The sequence below is a fragment of the Flindersiella endophytica genome, assembly GCF_054779015.1.
In genome coordinates this window covers 201,048-211,665 of the sequence record NZ_BAAGYY010000003.1, presented here as the reverse complement: position 1 = coordinate 211,665, position 10,618 = coordinate 201,048, and the positions used below count along the sequence as shown (strand labels likewise).

The 10,618-nt window shown below is 68.7% G+C and carries 13 protein-coding genes and 1 tRNA gene; 9 read left to right on the top strand and 5 right to left on the bottom strand.

Annotation, left to right across the window (positions count from 1 at the left end):
* The 3 genes from ACYVF6_RS02295 to ACYVF6_RS02285 all read right to left on the bottom strand — a co-directional run.
* Positions 1-296: sigma factor (locus ACYVF6_RS02295; protein ID WP_460515174.1), on the bottom strand; the 296-nt coding region annotated here is incomplete at its 3' end.
* 81 nt (positions 297-377) lie between these two features.
* Positions 378-1,568 carry a sensor histidine kinase gene (locus tag ACYVF6_RS02290; RefSeq protein WP_460515171.1) on the bottom strand — a complete coding sequence of 397 codons (1,191 nt, stop codon included), beginning with the start codon at positions 1,566-1,568 and terminating at the stop codon, positions 378-380.
* Entirely contained in the window at positions 1,565-2,221 is a 657-nt protein-coding gene (locus ACYVF6_RS02285) for a response regulator transcription factor (protein WP_460515169.1), read from the bottom strand. Before ACYVF6_RS02285 ends, ACYVF6_RS02290 begins: the two co-directional genes overlap by 4 nt.
* A gap of 131 nt (positions 2,222-2,352) precedes the next feature.
* On the opposite strand from ACYVF6_RS02285, the gene ACYVF6_RS02280 reads away from it, so the two are divergent.
* Together ACYVF6_RS02280 and ACYVF6_RS02275 are read left to right on the top strand one after the other, a co-directional pair.
* Positions 2,353-2,892 (top strand): hypothetical protein, encoded by a 540-nt coding sequence (locus ACYVF6_RS02280; RefSeq protein ID WP_460515167.1) that lies wholly within the window; start codon positions 2,353-2,355, stop codon positions 2,890-2,892.
* Positions 2,893-3,134: 242 nt separating this feature from the next.
* Positions 3,135-4,520, top strand: a complete 1,386-nt coding sequence (locus ACYVF6_RS02275; protein WP_460515165.1) for a tryptophanase — start codon at positions 3,135-3,137, stop codon at positions 4,518-4,520.
* Here the strand turns inward: ACYVF6_RS02275 and ACYVF6_RS02270 are convergent.
* Complete coding sequence (locus tag ACYVF6_RS02270; protein WP_460515163.1) at positions 4,501-5,277, bottom strand: GNAT family N-acetyltransferase; 777 nt, start codon at positions 5,275-5,277, stop codon at positions 4,501-4,503. The genes ACYVF6_RS02275 and ACYVF6_RS02270 overlap by 20 nt on opposite strands.
* 35 nt (positions 5,278-5,312) lie before the next feature.
* On the opposite strand from ACYVF6_RS02270, the gene ACYVF6_RS02265 reads away from it, so the two are divergent.
* Both ACYVF6_RS02265 and ACYVF6_RS02260 read left to right on the top strand, forming a co-directional pair.
* Positions 5,313-5,906, top strand: coding sequence for an O-methyltransferase (locus tag ACYVF6_RS02265; protein WP_460515161.1), 594 nt, complete (start codon positions 5,313-5,315; stop codon positions 5,904-5,906).
* Between the two features lie 114 nt (positions 5,907-6,020).
* Complete coding sequence (locus ACYVF6_RS02260) at positions 6,021-6,302, top strand: hypothetical protein (RefSeq protein WP_460515159.1); 282 nt, start codon at positions 6,021-6,023, stop codon at positions 6,300-6,302.
* Here the strand turns inward: ACYVF6_RS02260 and ACYVF6_RS02255 are convergent.
* Positions 6,299-7,435 carry an ROK family protein gene (locus ACYVF6_RS02255; RefSeq protein WP_460515157.1) on the bottom strand — a complete coding sequence of 379 codons (1,137 nt, stop codon included), beginning with the start codon at positions 7,433-7,435 and terminating at the stop codon, positions 6,299-6,301. The genes ACYVF6_RS02260 and ACYVF6_RS02255 overlap by 4 nt on opposite strands.
* A 129-nt stretch (positions 7,436-7,564) precedes the next feature.
* Between ACYVF6_RS02255 and ACYVF6_RS02250 the strand changes: the two genes are divergently transcribed.
* The 5 genes from ACYVF6_RS02250 (at position 7,565) to ACYVF6_RS02230 (ending at position 10,405) form a co-directional block, all read left to right on the top strand.
* Positions 7,565-8,080: a hypothetical protein gene (locus ACYVF6_RS02250; protein ID WP_460515155.1), complete on the top strand. Its 516-nt coding sequence runs from the start codon at positions 7,565-7,567 to the stop codon at positions 8,078-8,080.
* 126 nt (positions 8,081-8,206) lie between these two features.
* Positions 8,207-9,142 carry a nucleoside hydrolase gene (locus tag ACYVF6_RS02245; protein ID WP_460515153.1) on the top strand — a complete coding sequence of 312 codons (936 nt, stop codon included), beginning with the start codon at positions 8,207-8,209 and terminating at the stop codon, positions 9,140-9,142.
* A 35-nt stretch (positions 9,143-9,177) separates the two neighbouring features.
* Positions 9,178-9,396, top strand: a complete 219-nt coding sequence (locus ACYVF6_RS02240) for a hypothetical protein (protein WP_460515152.1) — start codon at positions 9,178-9,180, stop codon at positions 9,394-9,396.
* A 412-nt stretch (positions 9,397-9,808) separates the two neighbouring features.
* Positions 9,809-9,879: transfer RNA gene (locus ACYVF6_RS02235), tRNA-Gly, on the top strand.
* A gap of 106 nt (positions 9,880-9,985) precedes the next feature.
* The gene (locus ACYVF6_RS02230; RefSeq protein WP_460515150.1) at positions 9,986-10,405 is read left to right on the top strand and encodes an HNH endonuclease; all 420 of its coding nucleotides are present in this window, start codon (positions 9,986-9,988) and stop codon (positions 10,403-10,405) included.
* Positions 10,406-10,618: the final 213 nt, after the last annotated feature.

Sequence of the window (10,618 nt, the reverse complement as noted above, 5' to 3'; positions counted from 1 at the left end):
CGCAGTGCCGGGTCGCCGACCGGCGCCGCACCTTCTGGAAGCTGTTCGGATGGCAACTCGCTGTTGCTGCGCAGCCGCCGGTGTGACACGAAGGTACGGAACAGAACCGTGTGAGCGTACGCGACGGGGTTGTCGGCGTTCTGTACCCGCCGCCACGACGCATAGAGCTTGCCCAGCGTCGTCTGTACGAGGTCCTCGGCCAGGTGCCAGTCGCCCGCCAGCAGGTAGGCGCTGCGGAACAACTGTGTGCTGCGGCCGGAGGCGAACTCCACGAAGTCTGGCGGTTCCGGGCTCACTCGGCGTGCTCCTCGTGTCTTGGTGGCTGCCAACCCTTCTCATCCGGTACGACGCCACCAGACTCCCCGCATGTCACACCTCTATGAGAACACGTTCGCTTCCGGGAGCTTCACCTCGATGACCAGCCCACCGCCCGTTCGCGGCATCGCCGAGACCTCGCCGCCGTGAGCCTGGACCACCGTCCGCACGATCGAGAGCCCGAGGCCCACGCCCTTGGCCGACTCCGTACGGTCGGCGCCGCCGCGCCGGAACGGCTCGAACAGGCGCGGCACCTCGTACTCCATCAGCGTCCGGCCGGTGTTGCCGATCTCCAGCCGGGCCTGGCCAAGAGAGCAACTGGTGGTCACCACGACCTCGCCGCCCGGGCGGTTGTAGGCGATCGCGTTGTCGAGCAGGTTGTGTGCGAGCCGCTCGAGCAGGACCGGATCACCGGTCACGGGTGCGGTGAAGAGGGCGGTGCTCACCTCGACGCCGGCCGCCTCGGCCGCCGGCCGGCTTTGCGAGACCACGTGCTCGACCAGCTCGGCCAGGTCGACGTCGACGCGTTCGGTGACCTCCCGATCACTTTTCGCCAGCGTCAGCAGGCCGTCGATCAGCCGTTCGTGGCGTTCGTTGACCACGAGCAGCGTCTCCCCCAGCTGCCGGACGTCGGCCGACGCGCCCGGTCTGGACAGCGCGACCTCGATCAGCGTGCGGTTGATGGTGAGCGGTGTCCGCAGCTCGTGTGAGGCGTTGCCGACGAACCGGCGCTGACCGTCGAACGAGCGGTCGAGCCGTTCGAGCATGTCGTCGAACGTGTTGGCCAGCTCGGTGAGCTCGTCCCGCGGCCCGTCGAGCGCGATGCGTTCGTGCAGGCTGCGATCGGCCACCCGGCGGGCGGTCTCGGTGATCTGGTGGATCGGCGCCAGCGCCCTGCCCGCGATCAGCCAGCCGGCTCCCGCGGCCGCGACCCCGACCAGGCCGAGCGCGATCCCGGACTGGGCGAGCAGCGAGTCGAGCGTGTCCTGGCGTAGCTGAGCCGCGGCCTCGTCGCTCTTCTTCTCGAAGAACGCCTGACTCTTGATCAGGTCTTCCTTGTCGATGAGGTAGGGAGGACTCAGGTTCTTCCCGGTCATCAGCACCCTGAGGTCCGTCTTGACGGGCAGGCTCTGCGCGACCAGGAAGTACGTCAGGCCGATCAGGGCGGCGCCGGCGACGAAGAACAGGCTCGCGTAGATCAGCGTCAGCTTCAGCCGGATCGTCGGGCGGGGCAGTCCGCGCGGGCGGCTCATGGGATCCGGTACCCCACGCCGGGCACGGTCTCGACGACCGGCGGATCGCCGAGCTTTCGGCGCAGCGTCATGATCGTCACGCGGACGACGTGGGTGAACGGGTCGATGTTCTCGTCCCAGGCGCGTTCGAGCAGTTGCTCGGCAGAGACGTACACGCCCTCGGCCCGCATCAGCTCCTCGAGTACCGCGAACTCCTTACGGGACAAGGCGATCTGCTCGTCGCCGCGGAACACCTCGTGCCGGTTGGGGTCCAGCCGCAGGCCGGCCCGCTCCAGCTGCGGTGGCAGTGCCGGCCGCGAGCGCCGGCTCAGCGCACGTACGCGGGCGATCAGCTCGGCGAACGCGAACGGCTTGGCGAGGTAGTCGTCGGCGCCGAGCGCGAGGCCGTCCACGCGGTCTCCGACCTCGCCGGAGGCGGTGAGCATCAGGACCCTCGTAGCGGCCTCGGAGGCGACGAGGTCGCGGCAGACGTCGTCGCCGTGCACGACCGGCAGGTCGCGATCCAGCACCACGACGTCGTAGTCGTTGACGCCGAGGCGTTCCAGCGCGGCGTCACCGTCGTAGACGACGTCGGTCGCGATCGACTCCCGGCGCAGCCCTTCCACGATGGCGTCGGCGAGCAGCCGTTCGTCCTCGACAACGAGCACTCTCATGGAAGCCATCGTGGTGGTTCGACATAAGAACAACGTAAGGAAACCCGGGTGGGCCGGGTCGGCCGACTTTGCTGACGCCTGTCTTACGTGCCGCCCGCTGAGATCGGCTGGTGCGAAAGGAGTGCACCGCCATGAAGAGAACACTCAGCGCGATGGTCGCGCTACTCGCCGCCGGAACCCTGTTCCTCACCGGCTGCGCCGAAAAGCCCGAAAGCACACAAGTCGCCTCTGCTGACGGCGACCCGAAGAGCTCGGCGAAGGCGTCGCCTTCGCCGACGCTCGACCGGGAAGAGCAGGCGCTGAAATTCGTCGAGTGCATGCGCAAGAACGGCGTCGAGATGGATGACCCCGGCCCGGACGGCACGATCAAGATGAAGGTCGAGAAGGCCGGCCCGGACCAGATGAAGAAGATGGAGAAGGCCCAGGATGCCTGCCGGAAGTACGCGCCGAGCAAGCTCGGTGGACAGCAGATGGATCCCAAGCAGGTCGAGAAGATCCGCGAGTTCACCACGTGCATGCGCGAGCACGGCATCAAGATGGACGACCCGGACCCGAACAACCCCGGCATGATCAAGCTCAACGGCAAGGGCCAGGACCCGGACAAGCTCCAGGCCGCGCAGGAAGCCTGCGGCGACATCATGCAGGGCGTGGGTCCCGGATCGGGCAACTGACCCGTCACCTCCGCCCGAGCGGTGCCGCGAATGACCACGTTAACCACGTAATTGGCGGGTTAACTACGCCCCGGTGCGTGGCGAAGCACCTACTGGCGTGGCGAAGTGCCGATCGCCGGCTCCGCCGCGTGGGCGAATGACCACGTTAACCAGCCAAGAGCGTGGTTAACGTGGTCATTCGCAGGCCGAAACGGCGGCTGAAATCGCGGTCGGAACGGCTGCGGCATGCGACGATTCTCAGCATGCGAGACGACCGCTTCCGTACGATCATCGAGCCGTTCCGGATCCACAGCGTGGAACCGATGCGGATGACGACCCGTGAGGAGCGGCAGGCGATCCTGGCCGGCGCCGGATGGAACCTCTTCGCCATCCACGCCGACGACGTACTGATCGACCTGCTCACCGACTCCGGAACGGGCGCGATGTCCAGCGAGCAGTGGGCCGCGATCCAGCGTGGCAACGAGGCGTACGCCGGTGCTCCGTCGTGGTTCCGCTTCGAGCGAGCCGTGCGCGAGCTGTTCCCGTTCCGCCACATCCTGCCGACGCACCAGGGCCGCGCCGCCGAGAAGATCCTGTTCAGCGTCGTCGGCGGGCAGGGCAAGGTGGTGCCGAACAACACGCACTTCGACACCACGCGGGCGAACGTGGAGTTCAGCGGCGCGGCGGCCGTGGATCTGGTGATTCCGGAAGGGAATCAGCCGCGGTCGCGGCATCCGTTCAAGGGGAACGTCGACATCGCGGCCCTGACGCGGCTGCTCGAGTCCAGGGGCGACGACGTGCCGCTGGTGATGGTGACGGTCACCAACAATTCCGGCGGCGGTCAGCCGGTGAGCCTGTCGAACCTTCGGGAGGTACGCCAGGTCTGCGACCGGTTCGGCAAGCCGCTGTTCCTCGACGCGTGCCGGTTCGCCGAGAACGCGTGGTTCATCAAGACGCGCGAGCCGGGGTACGCCGACAGGCCGGTCGCCGAGATCGTACGGGAGATGGCCGCGCTCGCCGACGGCATGACGATGTCGGCGAAGAAGGACCCGCTCGCCAACATCGGCGGTTGGCTCGCACTCAACGACGACGGGCTGGCCGAGCAGTTTCGCGCGTTGCAGATCCTGACCGAGGGCTTCCCGACGTACGGCGGGCTGGCCGGGCGCGACCTGGACGCGATCGCGGTCGGGCTGCAAGAGGCGATTGACGAGGACTACCTGCGCTATCGCATTCGGTCCACGGGCTATCTGGGCGAGGCGCTGGAGCGGGCCGGCGTGCCGGTGGTCGTGCCGTTCGGCGGCCACGCGATCTTCGTCGACGCCCGGGCGCTGCTGCCGCACCTTGATCCGCTGGCGTATCCGGGACACGCGCTGACCTGTGCGCTCTACGTGGAGGGCGGCCTGCGCTCGTGCGAGATCGGGCAGGTGATGTTCGGTCTCGGGCCGGACGGCGTGGAACGCGTGGCGCCGATGGACCTCGTGCGGCTGGCCATTCCCCGGCGGACGTACACCCAGAGCCACATGGACTACGTGATCGAGGTGGTCACGCTGGTCGCCAAGCAGGCCGAGCAGATCCAGGGGCTGCGGATCGTGCGGCAGCCGGCGCGACTGCGGCACTTCACCGCGACATTCACTCCTGCGGCCGATTGACCGGGGTGTAGACCAGGAACTCGCCCAGCGCCTCATAACCCACGCGGGGATAGAGCAGCGCACCGGCGTGGCTCGCGCTCAGCACCGAGCTCCGCATGCCACGGTCACGATCGTCGCGCAGCATGCGGGTCATCAGCGCGCGCCCGATCCCGCGCCGTCTGTGTTCCGGCGCGACGTAGAGGTCCGAGCACCAGGTCGACGCCGTGTCCTGGCCGTCGCGCACCGCGATGCTCGCGACCCAGCCGATCGGCACGTCCTCCAGCAGTGCGGCGTACTGCCGCATCCGGCCGGCGGCATCGAAGGCGTCCGGCGGCAGCTTCGGGCCGCCGGCCGACCGCAGCAGTTCGGCCTGTTCCGGTGTGGTGACCTGCTCGATCGCGACGTCGCGTTGGTCGGGCGGCGGCGGTACGTCGGCCAGCTGGTGCCAGAGGAAGGGCTCGGTGGCGTTCAGCCGGAAGCCCAACTCCTTGTAGGCCTGCCGAATCGGCTCCGGATCGGCCGCTTCCGGACGTACGACGCACAGGGAGTAGCGGCTTCGCGCGTGCTCGGCGGCCAGCTGGACCAGCGCGGCCGGCTCCACGCCGCACGCCACCCACTCTTCGCGGCGGTACCTCTTCGGGTCCCGCCGTACGGCGTCCCGCATGACCCACGCAGGCCCGACGCGTTCGGCGACGTACGGATGGTTCCGGCTCCGGACGAAGCCGAAACCGTGGACGAAGACCTCGACCGCGTGGTCGATCTCACTGAGCACGCTCACGGTCCCAAGCATGGCGCAGATCTAGGCTGAAAGCCGTGGATACGAACCTGCGCGACCAGCTCGAGTCTCTCCACCAGGCGGGCGTCGACTACGACGCCAGCCAGAGCGACCGGTTGCTGCGCCGCCGCAACCTCGAGCCCGACTCCGCCGCGCTGCTCGCGGTCGTCCTGCGCGCGATGCGTGCCCAGGCCATGGTCGAGATCGGCACCTCCAACGGCTACTCCACGATCTGGTTCGCCGACGTGCTGCGCGCCAACGGCGGCCAACCGCTGCTCAGCGTCGACCTCGACGGCGAGGTGCAGCAGGAGGCGGCCGGGAACGTCGCGCGGGCCGGCCTCACCGAGTACGTGACGCTGCGCCAGGCCGACGGAGGCGAGGTGCTGAGCGGGCTCGCCGCCGGCAGCGTCGACGCGCTGTTCCTCGACTCCGAGCGGCCGGAGTACCCCGGCTGGTGGCCACATCCACGACGCGTGCTGCGACCCGGCGGCCTGCTGATCGTCGACAACGTACTGTCGCACCCCGACGAGGTGGCGGGGTTCCTGCAGATCGTCGAGACCGACGGCGGGTTCACCTCGACCGTCGCCGCGGTGGGCAAGGGGCTGTTGCTGGCCGTGCTGGCAGCAAGCTGAGGGGAGTCCCTGTCCAGACGGGGATTCGCCGCCTGGGTTTCGCCGTACACGCGGCCTGCCGACCGACCGGCTGGTCGCTGGCCTACGACCGGGGCGCCGCGGCTGAAGATCATCGTGAATCAGCCCGAGCCCGGCCGCGAGCGGCAAGGACCGCAGCCGACGACGTGCGACTTCAAGGTGGCGCCGGAGATCCACATCCGCGTGCACTCGAAGTACAAGCTGATCGACGGCGCCCACGGCAAACGCCGCCATGCCGAGGCTCGGCGCGGCGATCCGGTCGAGCTCGAGGCCTTCCACGCACCTTGCCGAGCCCTGTCTCGTCGGCGAAGCCGAGCGGTCCCCATGCCGGCAACCTGCTTGCCCGGCGCGGCTCGCGACTCCGACGCTTCTCGCTAGAGCAGGCGGGAGTCGAGGCGTTCGAACGCACGGTCGGCGAGCAGGATGGCTCCGCCTACGCGGGCAGCATCGGGGGCGCCGGAGCGGAGCTCGTAACCGGCCTCCGGCCGCGGTCGGATCGCGAAGCCGAGCTCGCGTAGGAGGAACGGGCGCAGGTAGGGCTCCAGCGGCGGGAAGTAGCCGGCCAGCACGACAGCCGACGGATCGAGCAGGGCGGTCAGTGCCGCCAGCCGCTTGGCCAGTCGCTCCGCCAGCTCCCGTACGGCCCACCAGGCGAGCCGGTCCTCGGCGTCGAGGCGCTCCACCAGGTCGTCCACCGTGGCGTCGGCGGGGAGCTTGGCCGTCTCGAGCAGCTCGGAGAGCCCAAGGTGCGGCGGCCCGCCGAACGCCAGCTCCCCTGCCCGGCCCCGGCTGCCGGAGAGCAGGGTGCCGTTGACGACGACGCCCGCTCCGATGCCGGTTTCTCCGCCGTGCAGGCAGAGCAGGTCGCCGGCCTCAGGTTGGTGCCGCCACTCGGCGATCGTCGCCAGGTTGGCGATCCGGCCGAGCACGATCGGCACGTCCCGCAGGTTCGCGCGCTGGCCCCACAGATCGACGAGCGGCGCATCGTGCCAGCTCAGCGGCTCGGAGACGTCGACCTGCCCGCCCGCTGCGTCGACCAGGCCGGGTACGGCGGCCATGACACCGACCACCCGGCGGCCTTTCCACGAGAGCCAGGTCGCGGCCTTGCCGACGGCTTTGGCGACAGCGGGCACCGTGCGTTCCTGCCCCTCGCGCACGGGGTGGATGTCCGGTCCCAGGGACGGGAGCTCGAGCTGGTCGATGGACAGCGACCACGCCGACAGCCTGACCTGATCCGGCAAGATCTCGGCCACGATCGACGCGTGCACCGTCTGGTCCACCCGCAGCGCCCTCGACGGCCGGCCGGGCCGGCTGGTCTCGAGGCGCTCGCCCAGCTCCAGCAGGCCGAGCGAAATCAGCTCGGCCGCGAGACTTGACACCGTCACCTTGTTGATGGCGAGCGTATCGGCGATCTCGCGCCGGGCGACCTGGCCACGGCTACGCACCAGCTCGGCGACGGCACGCAGGTTGTGCGTGCGGATCGCGCGCAGGTCGGCGGCCTCGGGTCGCATGCCGCACATCATGGCCGAGACCGGCCCTCGACTGACACCCTCATGACCGGCTTTTTCGTTTTACGGGTCACCCAAATTGACTAATTCCTCGCCAGTCCCCTACCGGCTCCCCGAAGGAAGGACGAAGCGATGCCGCGGAACGAACACCGCCCGAACGTGGTCCTCATCGTGTTCGACAGCTGCGGCGCGACGCCGTCGGCTGCTGCGGAGACCGGCCACCCCCGGGGCGACGACTTTCCGGCCATCCCGACGCCCAACCTCGACCGGTTCGCCGAGCAGGCCATCCGGTTCGACCGCGCGTTCCCGGAGGTACTGCCGACCGTGACCGCGGGCGCTCCACAGGTTCGCGATCACGTCGTGACGGCGTGGAACTACGGCGTCGCCGGCGCGACCGACGAGTGGTGGCTGTCGATCAAGGCGAACGGCAAGGGTGCGCTGCTCCACCCGATCGACCAGACCGACGACCCCGAACGCCAAGAGCGTCACCGAGGAGCACCCCGACGTCGTACAGCGGCGGTTCGGCCTGGCTCTACGGGAGGCCGGCGGCCAGTTCCCGAGCACATCCTCGCCGCCGCCGGACGCCGGGAGGACGCGCCCGGCTGCAGCCCGGTCGCGGCCGTCGCGCTGGACGATGACCAGAGGTGAGCGCGCGCCGCCTTCAGGACAAGGGATCCGAGCGGCGAGCGCGGGGCCGGCAAGATCCCGGCGTACCTCCGATCGCATAAAGTGGCGTCTGACGCGTGGTACGGGAAGTCTGCTAGACCTGTTGGCATGACCGAGTTCTCCGCGCTCAGTGACGCTGAACGGGTTCGCCGGCTCGAGGAGCCGCAGCTTGCCGCCGGCCAGGTCGACATGGTGCTCGACACCGACACCTACAACGAGATCGACGACCAGTTCGCGCTGGCGTACGCCCTGCTGTCGCCGGAGCGGATCCGGCTCGAGGCCGTCTACGCCGCGCCGTTCGCCAACCCTCTGCTGTCAGGGCCGGCCGAGGGGATGCGGCTGAGCTACGAGGAGATCCTGCGCGTGCTCGAGCGGGTCGGCCGGACACACGAGGGTTTCGTCTTCGAGGGCTCCAGCAGCTGGCTGCCCGGCCACGCGACCGCCGTCGACAGCCCGGCCGCCGACGACCTGATCACCCGCGCCGCAGCGCGGGACGGCGAGCGGCCGCTGTACGTCGTGGCGATCGGCGCGCCGACCAACGTCTCCTCGGCGTTGCTGAAGGCACCGGAGATCGCCGAGAAGATCGTCGTGGTGTGGCTGGGCGGCAATCCGTCGTACTGGCATCCGGGCGCGGAATACAACGTCTACCAGGACATGCGGGCGTCCCGGGTGCTGCTCGACTGCGGAGTGCCACTGGTGCACGTGCCGTGTGTCAACGTCACCGAGAAGCTGAAGACCACGTTGCCGGAAATCGACCGGCACGTGCGTCCGTACGGCACGCTGGGTGCGTACCTCGCCGAGATCTACGAAGCTCACTCCGACGATCACTTCGGGCGGTCCAAGGAGATCTGGGACGTCGGAGCCATTGCCTGGTTGGTGAATCCGGACTGGGCACCGTCGGTGCTGGTGCCGAGTCCCGTCCTGAACGACAACCACGCGTGGAGTCACGACCCGTCACGGCATCTCGTACGCGAGATCCGCGACCTCGATCGGGACGCGATCTTCCGCGATCTGTTCCGGAAGCTGTGGGCAGCGGCGACCTGAACGGGGCACACTTGGCTCAGGTGAGGTGATCGGCCATGCTCGTACGGCTACGCATCGTTCCCGCGCACCACGACGACCGCGCTATGGTCGACGCGCAGCTGAAACTGGTTCAGGCCAGCGGCGCCGACTACGACTGCGCGACACAGGACTGGCGGCTCGTCGTCCGTCCGGAGGCGCTCACGGGCGCGCGGCTGGACCCGCTGTTCCAGGCGGCTCGCGAGTACGGCACCGAGGTCAGCGTCCTCGAGGGCTGATCTTTGCGTTCAGGGGGCGGTTTGGTGTGGCCGGAAATGGGCCGGACCATGGCCAATATCGTCCAATCGCAAAGCAATTCTTGACGCACCACGCCGGAAATCACCGTTGCCAGTCCGGGTGCGGAAGATCTATTCTTGAGGCGTAAGCAAACCGAGTCAGGAGATATCACATGGTGTGGCGAACCTCGTGTACGCCGTCGCTGCCAGCGACGCGCGGCGAAGGCGCCATGCCCGCAGCCGACCGTGTGCGAGCTCTGGCCGAGAGCGAGCACGCCACCACATGGGACAGGCATCGTGGTACAACCAGGGTGTAACCACCACATGCACCTAGCCGCCTGTCCTTATGGGGAACGGGCGGCATTTTTGTATCCAGAACACGTCGTCCAGATGAACAAAACCACTCGTTGCTTTCGCGGCTGTAGCACATCGGAAGTGCATCGCCATGCCGAGGCGAAGAGCCGGGTTCGATTCCTGGCAGCCGCTCCTAACCTCGACCCCGCGAAGGGAGGCTGGACCGGTGAACACGGTACTCGTGCTAAACGCAGACCTTGGGCCACTCCACTGGGTCAGCATCAAACACGCGATCTGCATGCTTTTCAGGGAAGTCGCCGTCGTTCATGAAGCCGAACCCGACCGTGCGTTCGGCGTCTATCCTCGGCCGCGGGTGCTCCGCCTGATCCAGTACGTCGACACTCGGTGGCGCCGCTCCGGCCAGCCCGGTTGGTCTCGGGCGGGAGTGCTGGCCAGGGACGGCCACCGCTGCGGCTACTGCGGCGCCCCCGCGACAACGGTCGACCACATCCTGCCGCGCTCTCGCGGCGGCGGCAACACCTGGATCAACACGATCGCGGCCTGCGGAGGATGCAACCAGCGCAAGGGAAGCCGCACGCCTTCCGAAGCGAACATGACCCTCCTCTCCGTACCAGCGGCGCCGAGCTGGGGTTCGTTGGTCCGCCGCTGGTCGGGGCGTAGAGCCTCGCTGGCCGCGCGGTATTCGCAAGTGGCGTAGCGGATTTCGGCTGACGTCAACCCGACCTTGCGCCACATTTCCGAGCGCGAGACGAGCCGACGTTGGCTTAGCCTCCCGGATCCCCGCAGCGGCGACCTCCCCACCGCTGCGGCCGCGGATCATGGCACGGCCCGGCTCTCACTGCCGCTCGACGGCAGTACCCGGATCGTCCGCCCACCCTCGCTCGGCCAGCGCCGGCTCGGACTCGACGAC

Bases quoted from the DNA above. Each gene is read 5' to 3' on its own strand.
- ACYVF6_RS02290 (WP_460515171.1), bottom strand. From the start codon at position 1,568: ATGAGCCGCCCGCGCGGACTGCCCCGCCCGACGATCCGGCTGAAGCTG.
- ACYVF6_RS02285 (WP_460515169.1), bottom strand. From the start codon at position 2,221: ATGAGAGTGCTCGTTGTCGAGGACGAACGGCTGCTCGCCGACGCCATC.
- ACYVF6_RS02280 (WP_460515167.1), top strand. From the start codon at position 2,353: ATGAAGAGAACACTCAGCGCGATGGTCGCGCTACTCGCCGCCGGAACC.
- ACYVF6_RS02275 (WP_460515165.1), top strand. From the start codon at position 3,135: ATGCGAGACGACCGCTTCCGTACGATCATCGAGCCGTTCCGGATCCAC.
- ACYVF6_RS02255 (WP_460515157.1), bottom strand. From the start codon at position 7,435: ATGCGACCCGAGGCCGCCGACCTGCGCGCGATCCGCACGCACAACCTG.
- ACYVF6_RS02250 (WP_460515155.1), top strand. From the start codon at position 7,565: ATGCCGCGGAACGAACACCGCCCGAACGTGGTCCTCATCGTGTTCGAC.
- ACYVF6_RS02245 (WP_460515153.1), top strand. From the start codon at position 8,207: ATGACCGAGTTCTCCGCGCTCAGTGACGCTGAACGGGTTCGCCGGCTC.
- ACYVF6_RS02240 (WP_460515152.1), top strand. From the start codon at position 9,178: ATGCTCGTACGGCTACGCATCGTTCCCGCGCACCACGACGACCGCGCT.
- ACYVF6_RS02230 (WP_460515150.1), top strand. From the start codon at position 9,986: ATGCTTTTCAGGGAAGTCGCCGTCGTTCATGAAGCCGAACCCGACCGT.